Origin of the sequence: Methylocaldum sp. GT1TLB (assembly GCF_051027445.1) — a bacterium.
GTDB lineage: Bacteria > Pseudomonadota > Gammaproteobacteria > Methylococcales > Methylococcaceae > Methylocaldum.
Genome location: NZ_CP194898.1, coordinates 2,522,539 through 2,543,463 on the forward strand (window position 1 = coordinate 2,522,539; position 20,925 = coordinate 2,543,463).

Below are 20,925 nucleotides of genomic sequence, written 5' to 3' on the forward strand. Positions count from 1 at the left end.
GGTCTACTAGCCCCGGTTATACCTCAGATGAAGCGACGCCTTTGGATTCGCTTTCTCCGGTTGAAAAAACCTCGCCCTTGAAAATCCACACTTTCACTCCGATGACTCCGTAAGTTGTCTTCGCCTCGGCGAACCCATAGTCGATATCGGCACGAAAGGTGTGAAGAGGAACACGTCCCTCGCGGTACCACTCACTACGTGCAATTTCTGCGCCGTTCAGCCGCCCGCTTACGTTAATTTTCACTCCTTCGGCACCAAGCCGAAGAGTGTTGGTCACGGCGCGCTTCATCGCACGCCGGAACATGATTCGCTTTTCCAACTGCTGGGCAACGCCTTCCGCCACGAGTTGAGCGTCCAGTTCAGGTTTACGAATTTCCTCTACACTTACCTGAACGGGAATGCCCATCATCGATGACAACTCTCGACGCAAGGCATCGATATCCTCACCCTTCTTTCCAATGACTAGACCAGGTCTTGCCGTGTGGATGGTGATATGCGCATTGTTCGCCGGCCGGTTAATTTGGACACGGCTGATCGATGCGTGTCCAAGTTTCCTTTTTAGGAACTCCCGTACCTTCAAGTCGTTGAAGAGAAACGCCGAGTAGTCCTTGCTGGACGCGTACCAGCGAGAGGTCCAATCTTTGATGTAGCCGAGCCGTATCCCGGTCGGATGAACTTTCTGCCCCATAAATATCCTTTATCGATGCTCTGAGACGTGAATCGTTATATGACATGTACGCTTGAGGACACGATTAGCTCGCCCCTTGGCACGTGGCGACATGCGCTTCAGCGTAGGGCCCTCGGCCACTTCGATCACACTGACTAACAACTCGTCCACGTCGGCGCCGTCGTTGTGCTCGGCGTTCGCTATCGCAGATTCCAGCACTTTCTTTAAAATTCGCGCAGATTTCTTCGTGCTATAGCTGAGTAAATCGATCGCCTTGTCGACCCTCAGTCCCCGAATTTGATCGGCCACCAACCTGCACTTTTGAGCAGATACGCGCGTATTGTTTAGCTTCGCTACCGTTGCCATGTTTCACCGCCTCCAATCACTTTGTCTTCTTGTCGGCTTGATGGCCTTTGTACGTTCGAGTCGGGGCAAACTCTCCAAGCTTGTGCCCCACCATGTTGTCGGTCACGAGCACTGGAACGTGTTGGCGGCCATTGTGTACCGCCAAGGTGTATCCGATCATCTCAGGGATGATCATCGAACGGCGAGACCAAGTCTTTATGGGCTTTTTCGCCCCAGACTGCCCCATGTCCGCTACCTTTTTAAGTAGGTGATAATCGACAAACGGTCCCTTCTTAATCGAACGTGGCACGTCTTCTACCTCTCATATCTATTTTTGCTTACGACCCCGCACGATCATGGCGTCGGTGCGTTTGTTGTTTCGCGTCTTATACCCTTTGGTTGGCGCACCCCATGGAGATACCGGGTGTCTGCCACCAGAAGTTCTACCTTCACCACCGCCGTGCGGGTGGTCGACGGGATTCATCGCCACGCCGCGCACGGTAGGCCGAATACCGCGCCATCGGGTAGCTCCAGCCTTACCTAAAGAAATCAAGTTATGTTCGTGATTTGAAACTTCACCGATCACGGCTTTGCATTCGGCAAGCACCTTGCGCATCTCGCTCGACCGCAGGCGGATAGTTGCGTACGCACCCTCTTTTGCAACGAGTTGCGCGGACGCACCTCCGCTACGTGCTAGCTGAGCACCTTTTCCCGGCTTGAGCTCGATGCAGTGAATCAGCGTACCAATGGGGATGTTTCTAATCGGTAAACAGTTGCCAGGGCGTATGGGCGCATACTCCGATGAGACAACCTCGGCCCCGACGGTCACCCCTTTGGGCGCAATGACGTATCGCCGCTCGCCATCTTTGTAAACCACGAGCGCGATATGAGCTGTTCTATTCGGATCGTACTCTATACGCTCAACTCGGCCGGGTATCTCCAGCTTGTCCCGTTTAAAGTCGATCACACGATAAAACTTTTTGTGGCCGCCGCCTTTATGACGCGTCGTCACTCGGCCTTGATTGTTTCGACCGGAATTTCTCGTCTTTTTTTCGACGAGACCTGCATAAGGCTTCCCCTTGTGAAGACCTTCTGTCCGTACTCGAACCACAAACCGTGAACCGGCCGAGGTGGGTTTCGATTTAATTAGCGCCATCTGAAATTCCCGCAATTATTTACTGTTCTATGTTCTCGCGTTTTTCCTACGCTACGGACAGATCGATATCGAATCCCGGCTTCAGTTTCACGTACGCTTTTTTCCAGTCGGAACGTTTACCTATAAACCGCCCGGATCGCTTAACTTTTCCGCCCACATTCAGGACATGAACCGAGGCCACCTTAACATTGAACATGAGTTCAACGGCCTCTTTAATCTGAGGTTTACTCGCGGTCCGTTTTACACGAAAAGCAACCTGACCTGCTTTTTCAGCGGCCGCAGTGCTCTTTTCCGAAATAATTGGCGCCTCGATGACGCTCATTAGTTCCAGCTGTCTCATGCTAGGCCGACCTCAAGTTGCTTTGCTGCTTGTGACGTCAAAATCACTTTCTCGCTATGTACGAGGGCCACCGGATTCACGGAGCTGGCAGTGCACACCAACACGTCTTGGAGATTCCGCGCAGCCAAGAACAAGTTTTCATCAAGCGCATCGGTAACAACCAACCCTCGCTTAAATCCGAGACCTTGAAGCTTCTGAAGAAACTCCTTTGTTTTAGGAGCCGAAGGATGAATATCATCGCTGATATACAACCGCCCTTGACGCAACAGCTCGGACAGAATCGACCGCATAGCAGCCCGGTACATCTTCTTGTTCAGTTTCTGTTCATAGGACCGGGGACGCGCTGCGAATGTAACACCGCCCGTACGCCAGAGAGGGCTTCGAGTTGTACCGGCACGAGCACGACCACTGCCTTTTTGTCGCCACGGCTTCGCACCGCCGCCGCTAACTTCTGAGCGCGTCTTTTGCGCTTTTGTACCGGATCGAGCTCCAGCGAAATACGCAACTACTAGCTGGTGAACAAGAGAATCATTGTAATCCCGCCCAAACACTGCCTCGGAGACTTCGAGCGGCGTGCCGCCATCGACAGCCGATGGAATCTGCAACCCCATATTACCCTCTTTACTTCTTAACAGCCGGCTTAATTAAGACCTCGGCACCTTTCGCGCCTGGCACAGCCCCCTTGATCAGAAGCAACGAGCGCTCCTTATCAACCGCGCACACCTTCAAACTTTGCACGGTGGTCGTGACACTACCAAGGTGTCCGGCCATTCGTTTGCCTTTAAAAACGCGACCAGGCGTTTGGTTCTGACCGATAGAACCCGGCGCACGATGCGATAACGAGTTTCCGTGCGTAGCATCCTGGGTTCTGAAGTTGTGACGCTTAACCACACCCGCAAAACCTTTACCGATACTCATACCCTGAACATCGACGTATTGCCCTTCCTGGAAAATGTCTACGCCCACCTCGGAGCCCACCGAGTATTGACCCGCATCGCCCTCTTCTACACGAAATTCCCATAAACCGCGCCCAGCCTCGACACCCGCCTTAGCGTAGTGCCCGGCCTCCGGCCTGGACAAACGGGACCTCTTCTTAACCCCAGCGGTCACCTGAATCGCCCGGTAACCGTCTGTATCCAATGCCTTGACCTGCACGACGCGATTCGGCTCCACATGGATTACGGAAACCGGCACTGCGGAGCCGTCTTCGGCATAAATACGGGTCATGCCGCACTTCCGCCCAACCAAACCTAACGCCATCGATCGCTCCTAAATACGTCAATTCAACTTTATTTGTACGTCTACGCCGGCAGCAAGGTCGAGCTTCATCAAAGCGTCAACCGTTTTATCCGTCGGCTCAACGATGTCCATCAAACGCTTATGGGTCCTCAGTTCGTATTGGTCGCGCGCGTCTTTATTGACGTGTGGCGAGATGAGAACGGTGTAGCGCTCTTTTTTGGTCGGCAAGGGGATCGGTCCCAAAACCTGGGCACCGGTTCGCTTGGCCGTTTCAACGATTTCGCTGGCAGACTGATCGATCAGTCGATGATCAAACGCCTTCAGACGGATCCTGATTCGCTGTTTTTGCACAGAATTACTCCAACACCTTGGACACGACACCGGCCCCGACGGTCCGGCCGCCTTCGCGTACCGCAAAGCGCAAGCCTTCCTCCATCGCGATCGGCGCGATCAATTTCACCGTGATCTTGACGTTGTCCCCCGGCATGACCATCTCCACCCCTTCCGGCAACTCCACCGCCCCCGTCACATCCGTCGTCCGGAAGTAGAACTGCGGCCGATAGCCATTGAAGAACGGGGTATGACGCCCACCCTCTTCCTTGGACAACACGTAAATCTCCGCTTCAAAATGGGTGTGCGGGGTAATCGTGTTCGGCGCCGCCAACACTTGACCACGCTCCACATCTTCCCGCTTGGTGCCGCGCAGCAACACCCCAACGTTATCGCCCGCCACCCCTTCGTCCAGGAGCTTCCGGAACATCTCGACACCGGTGCAGGTAGTCTTGGTGGTCTCACGCAGACCAACAATGGAAATCTCGTCCCCAACCTTGACCTTGCCGCGCTCGATCCGCCCCGTCACCACCGTGCCGCGCCCCGAAATCGAGAACACGTCTTCGATCGGCATCAGGAACGGCTTCTCAATGTCGCGCTTCGGCTCCGGAATATACGCATCGAGCGCATCCACCAGCTTCAAAATCGCCGGCACACCGATCTCGCCCTGATCCCCTTCCAGCGCCTTCAGCGCCGAGCCACGCACGATCGGAGTGTCGTCTCCGGGGAAATCGTACTTGGACAGCAGCTCGCGCACTTCCATCTCGACCAATTCGAGCAGCTCGGGATCATCCACCATATCGGCCTTGTTCAGAAAGACCACGATATAGGGCACCCCAACCTGACGCGCCAACAGGATGTGCTCACGGGTCTGCGGCATCGGACCATCCGCGGCCGAGCACACTAGAATGGCACCATCCATCTGCGCCGCACCGGTAATCATGTTCTTGACGTAGTCGGCGTGACCGGGGCAGTCGACGTGCGCATAGTGTCGTGTGGGGGATTCATATTCCACGTGCGCCGTCGCGATCGTAATGCCGCGCGCCCGCTCTTCCGGCGCCGCATCGATCTGATCGTATGCCTTGAATTCGCCACCAAAGCGCTCCGCACCCACCTTGGTCAGAGCCGCCGTCAGGGTCGTCTTGCCATGGTCAACGTGACCAATCGTCCCGACGTTCACATGCGGCTTTGTGCGCGTAAATTTCTCTTTGGACACGACCTGGATACCTCGCTACTTCTTATTTTCTAAACATTAACCCACAGATGCCTTCTTAATCACCGCGTCCGCAATGTTCGCAGGGGCTTCTTGGTATTTCTTGAATTCCATCGAGTAAGTGGCTCGACCCTGACTTAATGAGCGCAGAGTGGTCGAATAACCAAACATTTCCGCCAAGGGAACTTCCGCCTTCAGCACCTTGATGCCGGCATTATCTTCCATCCCGAGCACCATGCCGCGCCGCCTGTTCAAGTCACCCACGACATCACCCATATAATCCTCCGGCGTCTCGACGTCCACACTCATGATGGGCTCAAGCAGGACCGGATTGGCCTTACGGGCACCCTCTTTGAAACACATCGAGCCAGCGATCTTAAATGCCATTTCGCTGGAGTCTACGTCGTGGTACGAACCGTCGAACAGCGTGACTTTTACGTCAACAACGGGGTAGCCGGCTAATATACCATTTTGCAGTTGCTCTTGCACACCTTTATCCACTGCCGGAATATATTCCTTCGGAACAACGCCGCCTACGATCCCGTTGACAAACTCGTAACCGCCAGTCTCTAACGGCTCGATCCGCAACCACACGTGCCCATACTGACCGCGCCCACCGGTCTGGCGAATGTATTTCCCCTCTTGCTCGACCGACTTGCGGATGGTTTCCCGGTAGGCCACCTGGGGCGCACCCACGTTGGCTTCAACCTTAAACTCGCGCTTCATTCGGTCGACGATAATCTCCAGGTGCAACTCCCCCATGCCGGAGATAATGGTCTGCCCCGACTCTTCGTCAGTGTGAACGCGAAAAGACGGATCTTCCTGAGCCAGTCGCTGCAGCGCGAGCCCCATCTTTTCCTGGTCACTCTTGGTTTTCGGCTCCACCGCAACCGATATTACCGGCTCAGGGAACTCCATTCGCTCGAGAACCACCGGCTTATCCACAGCCGAAAGGGTCGTCCCGGTAACAATATCCTTCAAGCCGACGCAGGCAGCAATGTCGCCAGCGCGAATCTCTTTTATCTCCTCACGGGTATTGGCATGCATGCGCAACAATCGACCGATGCGCTCTTTGTTTCCGGATTGCGAATTAATTACGCTATCGCCGGAGCTCAATACACCCGAATAAACCCGAACAAAGGTCAGGGTACCCACGAACGGGTCGGTCATAATTTTGAACGCAAGCGCCGAAAACGGCTCATTATCTTCCGATCTGCGCTCAACAGGCTGCCCGGAATCCGCATCCGCTCCTTTTATAGGAGGCACATCCACCGGGGACGGCAGATAGTCGACAACCGCGTCCAACATGGCCTGCACACCCTTGTTCTTGAAGGCGGAGCCACAGAGCATTGGAACGATTTCGAGGCCGATAGTCCGCTTACGGAGCCCGCCTTTAATCTCGTCTTCAGAGAGCTCACCCTGCTCCAGATATTTATTCATCAACTCTTCGTCAGCCTCGGCCGCAGCCTCGACCATCTTTTCCCGCCACTCAACAGCAGCGTCCGCGAGCTCTGCGGGAATGTCCGCATACACAAACGTCGCGCCGTGGTCTTCTTCGTTCCACACAATAGCCTTCATCTTCACAAGGTCGATTACGCCTTTGAACGAATCTTCAGCACCAACGGGAATTTGAATCGGAACCGGGTTCGCGCGCAGACGCTCACGCATCTGCTTATAAACCTTAAAAAAGTCCGCCCCCGTCCGATCCATTTTGTTTACGAACGCGATGCGGGGAACGCCATATTTCGTAGCCTGGCGCCACACCGTTTCCGACTGGGGCTGAACACCACCAACCGCGCAGTAGAGCATGCAAGCGCCATCCAAAACGCGCATAGAACGCTCTACTTCGATCGTAAAATCGACGTGCCCAGGAGTATCGATAATATTGATACGGTGCTCAGGATAGTTGAGACCCATACCCCGCCAATAGGTCGTAGTCGCCGCAGAGGTGATGGTGATACCACGCTCCTGCTCCTGCTCCATCCAGTCCATAGTAGCGGCGCCATCATGAACCTCACCGATCTTGTGATTTATGCCGGTATAAAACAACACACGCTCTGTGGTGGTAGTCTTACCCGCATCAATATGCGCGGAAATCCCGATGTTCCGGTATCTCTCGATTGGAGTCGTGCGTGCCACTGCTTTAACCTTCGCTAACCTAATTGGAGATAAGAAGTCACTGCTTACCAGCGATAATGAGAGAATGCTTTGTTTGCCTCTGCCATTCGGTGCGTATCTTCACGCTTCTTCACAGCCGATCCGCGATTCTCGTTCGCATCGAGCAGTTCGGCGGCCAACCTCATGACCATACCCTTCTCACTCCTCTTGCGAGCAGCATCGATTAGCCAACGCATAGCCAAAGCAGCCCTACGCGCCGGACGAACCTCAACTGGAACCTGATAGGTAGCCCCACCAACGCGACGCGACTTGACCTCCACCAGGGGCTGAACGTTTTCCAGAGCCTTGGTCAACACATCCAGGGACGATTGACTGGTCTTGGCAGAAATGTGATCCAAAGCACCGTAGACCACCTTTTCAGCCACGGACTTTTTTCCGTCCAACATCAACATATTGACGAAACGAGCCAGTATTTCGCTGCCGAAGCGCGGATCCGGAATAACTTCTCTTCTTTGAGCGACTCTTCTTCTAGACATAACGCAACCTGGAACTCAGTTAACTTTTCGGTCTTTTCGCACCGTACTTGGACCGCCCTTGGCGACGCTTTTGAACGCCCGCAGTATCAAGACTACCTCGAACAATGTGATACCTCACACCCGGCAAGTCTTTTACACGACCACCCCTAATTAAAACCACGGAGTGCTCCTGCAAATTGTGACCCTCTCCACCAATGTAGCTGGTCACCTCAGCACCATTCGTCAGGCGAACACGAGCCACTTTTCTCAAAGCGGAATTCGGTTTCTTAGGCGTAGTCGTATAAACGCGCGTACATACGCCACGCCTTTGAGGACAACTGTCCAGGGCCGGCACATTGCTTTTGTCTTTTTTTCTGACTCGCGGCTTCCGAACCAACTGGTTTATCGTGCTCATTACCAAACTCCAAAACTTTTTCGCTCAACCTTCGGAAAAATCGTCACCAGAAACCTTGCCCACCCAAAACGTTAAAAGGCGCTGGTAAAGCGGCGAAATTTAAAACTAAAAAACCGACTTGTCAACATCACGCGACCGAAACCTAAAAACCCCAGAATCGCGAGACACAAAGAAATTGGCACTTCGAGAAACATCCCTTCTTAGCTGCACCGAGATCTACGGAGGAATAAACCAGAACCGCGAACTTGGACGCTACCCACAATCCAATTACCCTCAATCCCGGCTCACAATGACGATCGAGCACATCAACGCATCTTCACAGCCCATCACACCAATCGCCGCGGACTGATGACACCCAAGAAGACAGAAGGGATAAGAAAGAAACCTTGCCAGGACCGCCCCGCGGCCCCAGAGATCGCACGATGACTTCTTACTCGCGAGCCTGACACCAAAAAGCGAACAGAACTCACAACATGGAAATGTGGCTCCCCCGGACGGGCTCGAACCGCCGACCCGCTGGTTAACAGCCAGCTGCTCTACCGACTGAGCTACAGGGGAACAAATTGAGTCGTGGGATTATAGAAACAGACCAATCCCCTGTCAAACCCCACGCAAACCGTACAAGATGGCGCGCCTGGAGAGATTCGAACTCCCGACCACCTAGTTCGTAGCCAGGTACTCTATCCAACTGAGCTACAGGCGCGCGGCAGAATGCGTATTATGAATTATGGCACATGCCTCGTCAAATTATTTTTCTTAACAACTTCACCGCTTCTGATAGTTGCACCGGCCCTAACCGGAAAAGGTCACGCACCAGCAAAAACGAATCAGAGCACTCCCACAGCAAACCTCTACCCATGCCTTGCCCGCAGGTGATGCCGATTCAATGCGAGCCACTGAAGACCTATGATGGGAATAGCGGCCTCAATTCGGCCCCGACTAAGCCAGTCCATCGCTTGATCGAAGCTCGCCACGCGAGCCAGAATATCTTCGTGCTCCTCTTCAACACCGTGAATACCACCCAAGCCCCGTGAGTCGACGATTCCACAATACAGCGTAATTTTTTCCGAACAACCGCCGGGCGTCGGAAAAAACTCGGCAATACGAATAAGCTCAGTGATTTCACATCCCGCCTCCTCGGCGGCTTCGCGATAGGCGACGTCTTCTGGACTTTCCCCTTGTTCGAAGGCTCCCGCCACGATTTCGAGCAACCACGGATCCCCATTCACAAACATGGCTCCGACCCTGAACTGCTCGATAAGCACCACTTGATCCGCCACAGGATCATAGGGAATAACGGCAACGCTCCTGCCACGATGAAACAACTCCCTATCCAAATAGTCACTCCAGCCTCCACGAAACAATGCATGCCTAAATCGTATGCGCGACAGACTGAAGAATCCGCGATAGATCGGCTCTTCCTTGATCAACTCGAACGCCTTGTCGATTTCATTCATAATTGCGCCGACCTAGTTCAAATAGGGGCCGGCCGATACAGCAGTGCGCAGCATGTGGCCGAATGTGATACCAATGCGACTTGTGACGCGGTCCCAAAGATTTTCCTCCGGTGTGTAATTGACCATATCCTTGGCACCGATCACCGATTCTGCAACAGAACGGACATCCCCAAGCCCATCCGCTAGTCCGAGCTTAATACCTTCGTCACCCGTCCAAACCAGCCCCGAATACAGTTCAGGAGTATTCTCCTTGAGGCGTCCGGCCCGCCCTTGACGGACGGCATCGATAAACTGTTGATGAATTGCATTTAACACCGATTGCACATGTTCTTTTGCCACGGGGTCGACCGGCGAAAAAGGATCGAGAATCGCCTTGTGTTCTCCGGCCGTCATTACTCTGCGCTCGATACCGAGTTTGTTAATAGCATCCACGAATCCGAAGCTGTCCATGATTACGCCGATCGATCCGACAATGCTCGATTGGTTGACGAAGATCTTATCGGCAGCGGAGGCAATGTAATACCCACCAGAAGTGCACATATCCGCAACCACCGCATAAATCGGGAGCTCCGGTTTTAGTTTTTTTATCCGTCGAATCTCCTCGTAAACGTAAGCCGACTGAACGGGGCTACCACCTGGCGTATTCATGCGCAATATGATCCCTTTTGCACCAACTGCTTCCGCGGCTGCCCTAAGTCCTTCGATAATGGCATCGGCATTAGCCTTTTCCCCGGCGGCGATCATCCCCGCCACGTCAATAACAGCTGTATGACTTTTCTCCCCCCTACTACGCTGATCCGACAACGGTTGTGCAACCAACCAAAGCGCAACGCCAAAGTAGGCCAGCATAAGCAGCTTAAAAAATATTCCCCAGCGCCTCGCCTGTCGCTGTTCCGCAAGAGACGCCAACAGCACTTTTTCCAGCGTATCGCGCTCCCATGCGGGTGAAGGCGTCGGTGTTTCCGGCTCTTGCTCGATTTCACTCATGTCGCGTTGGTCCATAGCGTTATCTCAGTCGACTTCGTTTGCCTCAGATTCAAACCAAAGTAATTCGTCAGCTCAGAATTTCCAGAAGGTCGGTAGTCCGCTCTATACATGCCAAAGGATCAAACTCAGCCAACTCGAACAAATCATTCGCACCGCATCCGACACCTACCGCAGCGACCCCGGCATTGTGAGCCATGCGTAGATCATGAAGCGAATCACCCACCATTAAAGTCCTCTCTCGGGCGATGCCGGCTTCAGACATGAGTTGAAAGAGCATTTCCGGGTTCGGCTTGGAAACCGTCTCATCCGCACAGCGGGTCGAATGAAAAAACAGCTCCGTCCCAGTTGCGGCAAGCGCATGATTCAACCCCGCGCGGGTCTTCCCAGTAGCGACCGCAAGGCGGTAACCGCGCCCCCTCAACTCCGTCAACATATCGAGCACACCAGCGAATAAACCATCCGCACTAATTATCCTGTCACCGTAATGACGGCGATAACCTTCCGCCAAGCGGCGCGCCATTTCGGAAGGATATTCGGGAAATAAAGCCTCCATCGCCTCCATCAACCCGAGACCTATGACGGATTTAGCCTCTTGGTCAGACGGAATAGGGAGACCGCAGCCGTGCGCAGCCCGCTGCAAGCAATCCACGATCCATCCGACCGAGTCGAACAGAGTGCCATCCCAATCAAAAACCAAAAGATCGAATTGGTTCCTCATCGCGGCAGCACTTTAAGAAATTCGGAAAGCTCCTGATCAAGCGGAGCCTTTACCTCGATCGGAGTGCCCGTACGCGGGTGGAGAAAAACCGTTTCCAAAGCGTGAAGAAAAAGACGTTTCAAACCAAGTCGACGAAACTCCCGATTGACTTTCTCATCGCCGTACCGCTCATCGCCGACAATGGGATGCCCCATAGATTGAGCGTGGACCCGAATTTGATGGGTTCGCCCAGTAACCGGACGTGCCTCAACTAGCGTCGAATCAAAATAGCGCTCCCTTCGCCTGAATTCGGTAACTGCGGGCTTACCCTCGCGCGCGACCTTAACCATCCGTTCGCCGCTCTGCAAGACATTCTTTTTTAACGGCGCATCCGCAATCCATCGCGCTCTCGCCCACACTCCGGCAAGCAGTGCCAGGTAAACCTTCTTTACTTCGTCACCACGAAATTGCGCGTGCAGAGCTCGCAGGGCACTGCGCTTCTTGGCGATCAGCAAACAACCGGAGGTATCTCGATCCAAACGGTGCACAAGCTCCAAGAACCGTGCCTCCGACCGGATTTCCCTCAACCCTTCGATCACACCGAAACTCAATCCACTACCGCCGTGCACGGCCATGCCAGCAGGTTTATTAAGGACCAAAAGATCATCGTCCTCGTACAAAATGCGAGGCTCCAAACGGGCTCGCACGAAAGTCTCCGGAATTTGGCTGGGATTGCTCATCGTTACCCTAATCGGTGGAACACGGATCACATCCCCCGTATCCAGCCGATCTTGGGCCTGAATGCGTCCGCCATTTCGGCGGACTTCACCGGTACGCAAAATTCGATAAATATGGCTTTTCGGCACTCCCTTAAGGCGTGTGAATAGAAAGTTGTCGATTCGCTGCCCCGCGCTCTCCTCATCCACTTCGATCCATCTGACAGAGGCGCCACTCAATGCTTGTTTCATAGGAACATAATATCAGCTTTGCCCAGCCAAATTGATGACTCTCCTTAAGATTGTTATAGTTAGCTTACGGTTGACAGCAACCGAACGCCTAGTAGTTATCCGGACCGTGCCCGGTGGTGATAGCCCATGAAGAATTAGAACGGCCTGGACTAAATGGTCGATAAGAATGCCTATAAAGCAATCTGTCTCGGGGCTACATGACATGGGGCGGGAGAATCGTAAGTTTCGCGGTTAAATGAGGACGCCGTCGCGCAGAGCGGCGGGATACGACTCGATTTTCGAGGTAGCGGGGCTCGACTGCTCACACGTCAGCCCAAAATAGTCCATCCCTGGCAAATGCCAGATCTAACCGAGAACCGTTTGCTGAACGGAATTATTGGCGACAGACAGAACATTTTGTTTAGAAGGTCAAAGTACCAAACAGAAAAATTTGGCCGGAAAAAACGACAACAGTAGGGTTTTTTCGCTCGACCCATGACGAGCGAGTATCGCGTGACCTGAAGAGAAGAATGGAACCCCCTCCTCCGATTGAGGCAGGGTATCCCTCGCAACGTCAAGATTCGGTTTTCAGCGCAATAGGCGCATTCACGTCAATTGAGAACACGCTTTGATTGATAAGAACAATGGCTGCATGAAACCGCTTGCCCGCTTCTTCGGGGAACCGCTAAAGGACCAGCCGGATGAGAAGAATGTTAATCAACGCCACTCAGCCCGAAGAACTTCGGGTTGCACTGGTGGACGGACAAAAACTTTACGACTTTGATATAGAAATCCCTTCCAAAGAACAGAAAAAAGCCAACATTTATAAAGGTATTATTACCCGCATTGAACCCAGTCTCGAAGCGGCCTTCGTCAATTATGGCGCCGACCGCCATGGCTTCTTGCCATTCAAGGAAATTACGCCGAACTATTTCGGACAGCCCCTGGACGAGGAATTTTCCCGCCGGGATATCAAGGATTTAGTCAAAGAGGGACAGGAAGTCATAGTTCAGGTCGAGAAGGAGGAGCGCGGGAGCAAAGGGGCGGCGTTAACGACTTACATCAGCCTGGCCGGCAGTTACCTGGTGCTAATGCCCAATAATCCGCGCGCCGGCGGCATTTCTCGACGTATCGAGGGCGATATTCGTTCCGACATGCGCGAGGTTATGAATCAACTCCAAATTCCGGAAGGCATGGGGCTTATCGTGCGGACTGCCGGGGGCGGCAAGTCAGCCGAAGAACTTCAATGGGACCTGAATTACCTTTTGCAATTGTGGGAGGCTATTGACCGCTCGGCCAAGGAAAAGGCCGCCCCGTTCCTAATCTTTCAGGAAAGCAACGTGATCATTCGTGCGCTGAGAGATCATCTCCGCGGCGATATCGACGAGATACTGATCGATGATGCGGGCACTTTCAAGCTGGTGCGCAGCTTTTTGCAGCAGGTCATGCCGCAGTTCATCCAAAAGGCAAAGCTTTACCAAGACACAGTCCCGCTATTCAGTCGTTATCAGATCGAAAGCCAGATTGAAACAGCTTACAGCCGCGAGGTCCCTTTGCCATCCGGTGGAGCCATCGTAATCGATCACAGCGAAGCCTTGACAGCGATCGACATCAACTCCGCCCGGGCAACCAAAGGCGGCGATATCGAAGAAACAGCGCTAAATACCAACTTGGAAGCCGCCGACGAAATCGCGCGCCAACTCAGACTGCGGGATTTGGGCGGTTTGTTCGTGATCGACTTCATAGACATGATGGCGGCGCGTAATCAGCGGGCCGTCGAAAACCGATTACGTGACGCGATCAAGGCGGATAGAGCCCGGATACAAATCGGCCGAATCTCTCGTTTTGGTTTGCTCGAGATGTCCCGTCAGCGCCTCCGACCGTCGCTCGGTGAATCCAGCCTGCTCACCTGTCCACGATGTAACGGCCAAGGCTCCGTGCGCAGCGTACAGTCGTTGGCACTCTCGGTACTGCGTATCATCGAAGAAGAGGCGATGAAAAAAAATACCGACAAGGTTATCGCGCATCTGCCCGTAGATTCGGCTACCTACCTTCTCAACGAAAAGCGCTCGGCTGTCGCGGACATCGAAAAGCGCCACCTAGTTAGTGTTATCGTAATACCGACCAAACATCTTGAGACGCCGGCGTATGAAATCCAGCGCGTGCGAAGCACTGGCGCAGAGGAAGAAGGAGAGCGGAAACCGAGCTATCAGATGCTGAAGTCAGCTGAATCCGAGCTCCCCAGATTTACGAGGGAAAGCGCATCAATCAGCGCGGAGCCTGCCGTTAAGGAATTCCTGCCCGCTCATCCGGCTCCGATTACTAGCGCAGGGAAACACGCCGCAGGTGGCTTCATAAAGCGGTTCTGGTCGATTTTGACCGGCGGCAAACTTGAGGATGAAGCGGAAGCTGTCGTCGAAAAGCCTCAGCCGATACTCTCACAAGTCGCTCAACACCGCCCCCATCGGATAGCCGACTTCAAACAGCGTCAGCAGTCAATGAGCGGGGAAATGCTTGAAACCAGAGAAATCGAAGCCCGAACTCCAATTCCGGAGAAACAGGAATTCGGCAATGGTGACCGGCGAACCCGAGATCAGTCCAGACGCGGGGGGTCGCGCAGGAGACGCCCGAGGCGGGGCGAGCCCGGCTTAGCGCGTAGCGGCCAGCAAAACCAAGCTAGAGAGATCGCCCCGGAGAAAATCGAAGACGCCAATCTCCCGATCCCGGAGCGTCAAACGATTGGGTACAAACCTACCGAAGAGGCACCGACTGAGACAATCATGTCCGCTCTGGTTTCCGACAATGGGGTCCAAATCGTAACCGAACCAGACCGTCCGTCGCTGGAGAAAGAGGAAAAGCCGGAGATTCCTGCGGTCCATTTGCCAAGGCCCAGGGCGCCCGAGGAATCTCGGGGCGAGCGCGAAAGCATAAGCTCAGTTAGTACGCCGGTTATCGGGTCCTTTGAGCTTGATTCACCATCGGATGATAGCGAGGAAACCGAAGCGGAAGATTTGAGTCTCGAAGCGCGTAAATCGCCTCGCCGATCCTTGGCCAAACGCCGGGGGCGCGGCAGACGAGATAAGAGGTTTAGCGCCAAACGAAGTGAGTCCAGCGAAGGACCCGATGACAGTATTCACGAAGATCGCCGCGAAACGGGTGAAGTGGTCTCGACGGCCAATGACAACCGAGCCACCGATGAGCACCGACCAGCCGAAGAAAGTCGGAGCACTACTGCCGTTGTCGTACCGGACAAATCGAGTGTCGAAAGTGGCACGGAGTGATTTTGGCCAGGGAGAAAGAAATAGCGTGCTAGTCAACTTGTCGGGCGGCTCTGCCGCCCGACAAGTTCTTCGTTTGTCTTAGATCTACCGTATAATCCGAGGGCCTTTGTCGCACTGCAAATGGCTCGTACAGTTCACTTCTTAAACAATCTTCAGCGCTCAGTCACACCTCCAACTCGCTTTGCAAGTGGCTATTCAACATCTCCTCGGCATGCGCCAAGGTTTGCTGGGTGACACGGATTCCACCAAGCATACGCGCAATCTCCTGCTTCCTCTCTTCACGAGAAAGCTTTCGGACGGTCGATAGTGTTACCCCATCGGTGCTGACTTTTTCTACTAACAAGTGGTAATGACCTTGAGCCGCAACCTGAGGCAGGTGGGTCACGCAAAATACCTGCCGCCCCTGTCCCAGCGCGCGCAGTTTTTGACCGACGATTTCGGCCACCCGGCCGCCGATTCCCGTATCCACCTCATCGAATATCAAGCTCGGAACTGTCTTGGAGTCGGTAGCAGCCACCTGAATGGCTAGACTGATGCGTGACAATTCGCCGCCAGACGCGACTTTGGCCAAAGGACGCGGCGGCAATCCCGGGTTGGCGCTTACCAAGAACTCGGCCTGATCCAGGCCAAACGGGGTCGGTTCTTTCGCATTCTCGGCACCCACATCCACCAAAAACTGCCCCTGTGGCATGCCCAATTCCTGAATCATCTCCGAGATCCGTGACTGTAACCGGCTAGCGGCCGTACGACGGCGTTGGGACAACATATCGGCAACTTTCCCGTAATCCGTGAGGACCTGCCGAAGATCCGACTCCAACGCTTCGATTCTTTCCGATCCATGGGCGATACCGTTCAATTCCGAGCGTAGCGAATCAAGCAGTCCAGGCAATTCTTCCGGCCGGACCTGGTGTTTGCGGGCCAAACGATGGATATCGCCAAGGCGCTGTTCAAGCCAGTCCAGACGACCGGGGTCGGCCTCAATCCGCTCCAGTTGACGACGGAGCTGCAATGCCCCTTCTTTAACTTGCACTTGCGCTTCATTTAGGAGAGCGGTCGTTTCTTCCAGTTCGGGAGCCAGCCGGCTCAAATCCGATAGGGCATGGATAGCTTGCGCCAGGCGCGCGTTGACCGATTGACTTTCATCTTCATAGAGGAGTTCGAGCTGCGCCTGACCGGTGGTGAGAATTTTGCCAACATTGGCAAGGAGTGTATGCTCGTCAACTAGGGCCGGGTAATCGAGCCCAGAGATGCCGTGCTGCTCCAACTCGTCGATTTGGTAGCGCAACAACTCTTCGCGGGCGGCTTGATCCTTGGCTGTATTGGTAAGCTTTTCCAGCTCGCACCGAGTACTTCGCCAACGATCATAGAGATTGCCGATCTGGACCAACAACGATTCGTTCCCAGCGGCTTCATCCAGTAACCGGCGCTGCTCCGCTGCCTTCAGAAGATGTACATGAGCATGCTGGCCGTGTATCTCGACCAAGCTGGAACCCAACTCCTGCAAGGCTTGCAAGGTAACCGGGCGACCATTGACGAAAGCCTTCGAACGGCCGTCTTGACTGATAACCCGCCGCACCAGACACTCGCCGTCCTCCGATAATTCATTTTCGTCGAGCCAGCGACGCGCATCTGCAGCATCCTCCAAGCCGAACGAAAGACTGATCTCGGCGCGCGCAGCCCCGGGGCGGATGAACCCCGAATCGGCACGCTCGCCCAAAGCCAACCCCAAAGCAGTTAATAATATCGATTTCCCGGCGCCGGTCTCGCCGGTTAGCACGGTCAATCCGCGCTCAAACTCCAGATCGAGTGATCGGACGACGGCCAAATCTCTGATGCTGAGGTGGACAAGCATAGTCAGCTTCGATAACCGGAGCTCCAGTTGAGCTTCGCTCTGAGAATCTCAAAGAAATCATAGTCAAGCGGATGAAGAATGCGAAAAGTCTTAGGTTCTCTTCGAATCTCGATGCGATCCTCTATTTCGACATCAGGAAACGACACATTGTCGCAAACGACCTGAGCTTTGAATTGTTTGCTGGGACGGAAGGCAATTTCGATTACGCTGTCGTCATCCACCACGATCGGACGATTAGACAAGGTATGGGGATTGATCGGCGCTAATACGATAGCCTTAAGCGTGGGATAAAGAATCGGACCTCCAGCCGACAGGGCGTAAGCCGTAGAGCCCGTGGGAGTTGACGCGATAAGCCCATCAGAGCGTTGCGAATTCAGAAAAACGCCGTTGATCGATGCCTCAATCTCGATCATGCTGGCGGCATTCCCGCTATGCACGACTACTTCGTTAACCGCCGTCTGCTCGTATATCACATGACCGTTGCGAAAAATTTTCGCCCGCAACAGAAAGCGCTCATCGGCACTGTAGCGTCCGTCAAGAATTTCATCGAGCTTCGCTCCGGCGTCCGACGGAGAAATATCGACCAGGAACCCCAATCGCCCCAGATTGACCCCAATCAATGGAATCTCGAACTGCGCGAGAACACGCGCGGCGGATAAAAGTGTGCCATCGCCGCCAACCACAATTGCGAGATCGCAGCACTGGCCTATTTCGGCAACGGTACACGTTTCCGGCGAAGAATCGGCTACGAAATGAGCGCAGTCCCGTTGCACCAAAACACGCAGGCATCTCCCGGTAAGATGTCCGTAAAGCGAGGAAAGGGTTTCGGCTATGCGTGGCGCATCGGGCTTCCCGATTAGGGCTACGTTCCGGAAAATGGATGGCATATGTTTCTGAAGCCGCGAGCGTCCCGCGTCACTGTAAATGGGGCTGACCGGTACCGCAGCTTACATCTGAGACTGCAAATAGTTCTGCAGGCCGATTTTCCGAATCAACTCCGCCTGCGTTTCAAGCCAGTCGACCTGCTCTTCCTCATCTTCGAGTATCTCTTCCAGAAGATCTCGGGAGACATAATCTCCGGCCTTTTCACAAAACTCGACCGCTTCGCGCAGCAAAGATACGCTTTGAAGTTCCAACTGAAGGTCGCAGCCGAGCATTTCCTCCGGATTTTCTCCGATCTTCAAATGCCCCAAATCCTGCAAGTTTGGCAATCCTTCAAGAAACAAAATACGCTCGATCAACTTGTCGGCACGCTTCATCTTACCGATAGATTCATCATATTCGTGCTTGTCGAGCTCGCCCAACCCCCAGTTCCTGTACATTCTCGCATGAAGAAAATACTGGTTGATGCCGATCAGTTCGTTGCCCAGCACGCGATTAAGATAATCGATAACCGTCGAGTCGCCTTGCATAATTCTCTCCTTGGATATGGAAGCGTTCGCCATGTGGTGACCTAAGATTTACACCTAATTAGACGCCGCTTTGCTCGATATGGTATGAGCTTCTTGACACATTATCTAGGGGTTGCTAACTTTTTAGCACTCGATGGTCTCGAGTGCTAAAACCCCCACCATTCGAGGATACCGGTGCCTAAATATCCCCAATTGAGCGAGCGAGCCCAACACTTGCTTAAAGTGCTGGTGGAGCGTTATATCGGCGAAGGCCAGCCGGTTGGTTCGCGGGCTTTAGCGCGCGACACCGGCTTGAATTTAAGCCCGGCGACGATCCGCAACATCATGGCGGATCTCGAAGACATAGGGCTGATCACATCGCCACATACGTCAGCGGGACGCATGCCGACGGTAACCGGCTACCGTTTTTTTGTTGATACCTTGCTGACCATCAAACCTTTGCAGCAAGACATCATCCGACAGCTCCGCCAGGACCTGAATACTCAGGAAGATCCCGACGATTTGCTCGAAGCCGCCTCTCGCGTCCTCTCGGAAGTAACCCATATGGCGGGCCTCGTGATGTTGCCGCGCAGGGAGATAGTCACCTTCAGACACATCGAATTTATCCCGCTGTCCGGTCAACGCTTGCTGGTCATCCTGGTCACTAACGAACAGGAAGTCCACAACAAGATCATTCACTCACCCCGTCAGTTCACGCCTGCCGATTTGCAAGCGGCAGCAAATTTCCTCAATTCAACCTATGCAGGCAAGGATCTAACTGCGATCCGCGAGAGTCTATTTAACGACTTGCAGGAAATGCGGAATCGTTTAAGCCAGGAAATTATTGATGCGGCTGAAATCGCGGATTTGGCACTTAAGGATAAAGGAAAACGTCGGAACCCGTTTGTGCTAACCGGCGAAATCAATCTGATGGATTTTGCCGATTTGGCCAATATGGAGCGGCTCCGTTCCTTATTCGAAACGTTTCATCAGAAGGAAGACTTAGTCCATCTACTAGACCGTTGCCTAGAAACCCCCGGCGTCAAGATCTTTATAGGCGAGGAATCCGGCTATCGTGCGCTGGATCAGTGCAGCCTGGTAACCGCCTCTTACTCTCTCAATGGCGAGGCGGTAGGCGTACTCGGCGTTATCGGCCCCACCCGCATGGCGTATGAGCGGGTCATTCCTTTGGTTGACATTACCGCGAAATTGTTGGGGGCCGCCTTGAATCAAAAATCGCTGACCCCATCTTAATTCTTAACCCATATTGGTAGAAATCGTCGACCTGTGTGCGTGCATAGGCACACGGGCTCATTATTTTTCGTTGAGGAGCAGTTATATGAGCAAAGACCAGGCTTCGCCCGAATCGGCGCCAAAGGCGCCAGATCAAGCGGAACAAGCCGCTTCTGTCGACACGGCAATCACAACGGAAGAAGGTGTTGTCGAACCAACGCCGATCGAGCAACTTGCACAGCAATTGACCGAAGCAACTCGCCGAGCGGAGGAGAATTGGGACAAATTCGTACGCACCCAGGCCGAGTTGGAGAATTTGCGCCGACGCTCGGAAAAAGAACTCCAGAATGCCAATAAATATGCTCTGGAGAAATTTTCGAAGGAGCTATTGACCGTGGTCGATAGCCTCGAACTCGGGCTGCAAGCGGCCGTCGGAGAGACCTCGGATGTGGTGAAATTGCGCGAAGGCATGGAGCTCACGCTAAAGCAGCTGAATTCGGTACTGGAAAAATTCAGCGTCCGAGCAGTGGATCCCATAGGCGAAAAGTTCAATCCGGACTTACACCAGGCCATGGCGATGCAACCGACCACTGATATCGAGCCCAATACGGTGGTAAAAGTTTTCCAAAAAGGATATCTCCTCCATGATCGCCTGTTACGTCCGGCCATGGTGGTTATTGCCCAAGCCGCCGCAGAATCCACGCGCATCGACGAGCAAGCTTGAAATCAGCCTTGGCGCCCC

The 20,925-nt window shown here is 53.8% G+C and carries 22 protein-coding genes and 2 tRNA genes; 3 read left to right on the top strand and 21 right to left on the bottom strand.

The genetic code is table 11. The features are described from left to right. Positions 1-16: 16 nt before the first annotated feature. The 18 genes from rpsC to rluC form a co-directional block, all read right to left on the bottom strand. The gene (gene rpsC, locus ACR2R1_RS10945; RefSeq protein WP_077731310.1) at positions 17-688 is read right to left on the bottom strand and encodes a 30S ribosomal protein S3; all 672 of its coding nucleotides are present in this window, start codon (positions 686-688) and stop codon (positions 17-19) included. A gap of 9 nt (positions 689-697) precedes the next feature. Continuing rightward, a complete protein-coding gene (gene rplV / locus ACR2R1_RS10950; RefSeq protein WP_077731311.1) occupies positions 698-1,033 on the bottom strand; it encodes a 50S ribosomal protein L22 in 336 nt (111 codons plus the stop codon). A 16-nt stretch (positions 1,034-1,049) separates the two neighbouring features. Then, entirely contained in the window at positions 1,050-1,322 is a 273-nt protein-coding gene (rpsS, locus tag ACR2R1_RS10955; protein ID WP_077731312.1) for a 30S ribosomal protein S19, read from the bottom strand. A gap of 18 nt (positions 1,323-1,340) precedes the next feature. Next, positions 1,341-2,168, bottom strand: coding sequence for a 50S ribosomal protein L2 (gene rplB, locus ACR2R1_RS10960; protein WP_077731313.1), 828 nt, complete (start codon positions 2,166-2,168; stop codon positions 1,341-1,343). A gap of 46 nt (positions 2,169-2,214) precedes the next feature. Next, complete coding sequence (gene rplW / locus ACR2R1_RS10965) at positions 2,215-2,508, bottom strand: 50S ribosomal protein L23 (RefSeq protein WP_086135208.1); 294 nt, start codon at positions 2,506-2,508, stop codon at positions 2,215-2,217. Then, the gene (gene rplD, locus ACR2R1_RS10970; RefSeq protein ID WP_077731315.1) at positions 2,505-3,119 is read right to left on the bottom strand and encodes a 50S ribosomal protein L4; all 615 of its coding nucleotides are present in this window, start codon (positions 3,117-3,119) and stop codon (positions 2,505-2,507) included. The genes rplW and rplD overlap by 4 nt, the downstream gene beginning before the upstream one ends. A gap of 10 nt (positions 3,120-3,129) precedes the next feature. After that, a complete protein-coding gene (gene rplC, locus ACR2R1_RS10975; protein ID WP_086135207.1) occupies positions 3,130-3,768 on the bottom strand; it encodes a 50S ribosomal protein L3 in 639 nt (212 codons plus the stop codon). An 18-nt stretch (positions 3,769-3,786) separates the two neighbouring features. Beyond that, a complete protein-coding gene (gene rpsJ, locus ACR2R1_RS10980) occupies positions 3,787-4,098 on the bottom strand; it encodes a 30S ribosomal protein S10 (RefSeq protein WP_026609162.1) in 312 nt (103 codons plus the stop codon). Between the two features lie 4 nt (positions 4,099-4,102). Beyond that, a complete protein-coding gene (gene tuf / locus ACR2R1_RS10985) occupies positions 4,103-5,293 on the bottom strand; it encodes an elongation factor Tu (protein WP_434110961.1) in 1,191 nt (396 codons plus the stop codon). A 36-nt stretch (positions 5,294-5,329) separates the two neighbouring features. Beyond that, on the bottom strand, positions 5,330-7,429 hold the full coding sequence (fusA, locus tag ACR2R1_RS10990) for an elongation factor G (protein WP_077728353.1): 2,100 nt from the start codon (positions 7,427-7,429) through the stop codon (positions 5,330-5,332). A 44-nt stretch (positions 7,430-7,473) separates the two neighbouring features. Further along, positions 7,474-7,944: a 30S ribosomal protein S7 gene (rpsG, locus tag ACR2R1_RS10995; RefSeq protein WP_077728354.1), complete on the bottom strand. Its 471-nt coding sequence runs from the start codon at positions 7,942-7,944 to the stop codon at positions 7,474-7,476. A gap of 19 nt (positions 7,945-7,963) precedes the next feature. After that, a complete protein-coding gene (rpsL, locus tag ACR2R1_RS11000; RefSeq protein ID WP_077728355.1) occupies positions 7,964-8,338 on the bottom strand; it encodes a 30S ribosomal protein S12 in 375 nt (124 codons plus the stop codon). A gap of 482 nt (positions 8,339-8,820) precedes the next feature. Continuing rightward, positions 8,821-8,896 (bottom strand) — tRNA-Asn (locus ACR2R1_RS11005). A 68-nt stretch (positions 8,897-8,964) separates the two neighbouring features. After that, positions 8,965-9,041 (bottom strand) — tRNA-Arg (locus ACR2R1_RS11010). Positions 9,042-9,189: 148 nt separating this feature from the next. Next, on the bottom strand, positions 9,190-9,786 hold the full coding sequence (locus ACR2R1_RS11015) for an NUDIX domain-containing protein (RefSeq protein ID WP_077728532.1): 597 nt from the start codon (positions 9,784-9,786) through the stop codon (positions 9,190-9,192). 21 nt (positions 9,787-9,807) lie between these two features. Further along, positions 9,808-10,797, bottom strand: coding sequence for a S49 family peptidase (locus ACR2R1_RS11020; protein ID WP_434114136.1), 990 nt, complete (start codon positions 10,795-10,797; stop codon positions 9,808-9,810). A gap of 52 nt (positions 10,798-10,849) precedes the next feature. After that, on the bottom strand, positions 10,850-11,500 hold the full coding sequence (locus ACR2R1_RS11025) for an HAD family hydrolase (RefSeq protein WP_077728356.1): 651 nt from the start codon (positions 11,498-11,500) through the stop codon (positions 10,850-10,852). After that, positions 11,497-12,447 (bottom strand): 23S rRNA pseudouridine(955/2504/2580) synthase RluC, encoded by a 951-nt coding sequence (gene rluC / locus ACR2R1_RS11030; protein ID WP_077728357.1) that lies wholly within the window; start codon positions 12,445-12,447, stop codon positions 11,497-11,499. Before rluC ends, ACR2R1_RS11025 begins: the two co-directional genes overlap by 4 nt. A gap of 680 nt (positions 12,448-13,127) precedes the next feature. Between rluC and ACR2R1_RS11035 the strand changes: the two genes are divergently transcribed. Further along, positions 13,128-15,707, top strand: a complete 2,580-nt coding sequence (locus ACR2R1_RS11035) for an Rne/Rng family ribonuclease (RefSeq protein WP_077728358.1) — start codon at positions 13,128-13,130, stop codon at positions 15,705-15,707. Between the two features lie 163 nt (positions 15,708-15,870). Here the strand turns inward: ACR2R1_RS11035 and recN are convergent, their stop codons facing one another. From recN to bfr, 3 genes are read right to left on the bottom strand one after another with little or no spacing between them, the layout of a single operon-like run. Further along, entirely contained in the window at positions 15,871-17,559 is a 1,689-nt protein-coding gene (gene recN, locus ACR2R1_RS11040; protein WP_434114139.1) for a DNA repair protein RecN, read from the bottom strand. A 2-nt stretch (positions 17,560-17,561) separates the two neighbouring features. Next, positions 17,562-18,446, bottom strand: a complete 885-nt coding sequence (locus ACR2R1_RS11045) for an NAD(+) kinase (protein WP_077728360.1) — start codon at positions 18,444-18,446, stop codon at positions 17,562-17,564. A gap of 60 nt (positions 18,447-18,506) precedes the next feature. Next, the gene (gene bfr, locus ACR2R1_RS11050; protein ID WP_077728361.1) at positions 18,507-18,971 is read right to left on the bottom strand and encodes a bacterioferritin; all 465 of its coding nucleotides are present in this window, start codon (positions 18,969-18,971) and stop codon (positions 18,507-18,509) included. A gap of 174 nt (positions 18,972-19,145) precedes the next feature. On the opposite strand from bfr, the gene hrcA reads away from it, so the two are divergent. Beyond that, positions 19,146-20,204, top strand: a complete 1,059-nt coding sequence (hrcA, locus tag ACR2R1_RS11055) for a heat-inducible transcriptional repressor HrcA (protein WP_077728362.1) — start codon at positions 19,146-19,148, stop codon at positions 20,202-20,204. Positions 20,205-20,289: 85 nt separating this feature from the next. Beyond that, on the top strand, positions 20,290-20,907 hold the full coding sequence (gene grpE / locus ACR2R1_RS11060) for a nucleotide exchange factor GrpE (protein WP_077728363.1): 618 nt from the start codon (positions 20,290-20,292) through the stop codon (positions 20,905-20,907). The last annotated feature ends 18 nt before the right edge of the window (positions 20,908-20,925 follow it).

Excerpts from the sequence above, each read along its gene's own strand:
- rpsC (WP_077731310.1), bottom strand. The coding sequence starts at position 688 with ATGGGGCAGAAAGTTCATCCGACCGGGATACGGCTCGGCTACATCAAA.
- rplV (WP_077731311.1), bottom strand. The coding sequence starts at position 1,033 with ATGGCAACGGTAGCGAAGCTAAACAATACGCGCGTATCTGCTCAAAAG.
- rplB (WP_077731313.1), bottom strand. The coding sequence starts at position 2,168 with ATGGCGCTAATTAAATCGAAACCCACCTCGGCCGGTTCACGGTTTGTG.
- rplW (WP_086135208.1), bottom strand. The coding sequence starts at position 2,508 with ATGAGACAGCTGGAACTAATGAGCGTCATCGAGGCGCCAATTATTTCG.
- rplD (WP_077731315.1), bottom strand. The coding sequence starts at position 3,119 with ATGGGGTTGCAGATTCCATCGGCTGTCGATGGCGGCACGCCGCTCGAA.
- rplC (WP_086135207.1), bottom strand. The coding sequence starts at position 3,768 with ATGGCGTTAGGTTTGGTTGGGCGGAAGTGCGGCATGACCCGTATTTAT.
- rpsG (WP_077728354.1), bottom strand. The coding sequence starts at position 7,944 with ATGTCTAGAAGAAGAGTCGCTCAAAGAAGAGAAGTTATTCCGGATCCG.
- rpsL (WP_077728355.1), bottom strand. The coding sequence starts at position 8,338 with ATGAGCACGATAAACCAGTTGGTTCGGAAGCCGCGAGTCAGAAAAAAA.
- ACR2R1_RS11020 (WP_434114136.1), bottom strand. The coding sequence starts at position 10,797 with ATGGACCAACGCGACATGAGTGAAATCGAGCAAGAGCCGGAAACACCG.
- ACR2R1_RS11025 (WP_077728356.1), bottom strand. The coding sequence starts at position 11,500 with ATGAGGAACCAATTCGATCTTTTGGTTTTTGATTGGGATGGCACTCTG.
- rluC (WP_077728357.1), bottom strand. The coding sequence starts at position 12,447 with ATGAAACAAGCATTGAGTGGCGCCTCTGTCAGATGGATCGAAGTGGAT.
- ACR2R1_RS11035 (WP_077728358.1), top strand. The coding sequence starts at position 13,128 with ATGAGAAGAATGTTAATCAACGCCACTCAGCCCGAAGAACTTCGGGTT.
- recN (WP_434114139.1), bottom strand. The coding sequence starts at position 17,559 with ATGCTTGTCCACCTCAGCATCAGAGATTTGGCCGTCGTCCGATCACTC.
- ACR2R1_RS11045 (WP_077728360.1), bottom strand. The coding sequence starts at position 18,446 with ATGCCATCCATTTTCCGGAACGTAGCCCTAATCGGGAAGCCCGATGCG.
- bfr (WP_077728361.1), bottom strand. The coding sequence starts at position 18,971 with ATGCAAGGCGACTCGACGGTTATCGATTATCTTAATCGCGTGCTGGGC.
- grpE (WP_077728363.1), top strand. The coding sequence starts at position 20,290 with ATGAGCAAAGACCAGGCTTCGCCCGAATCGGCGCCAAAGGCGCCAGAT.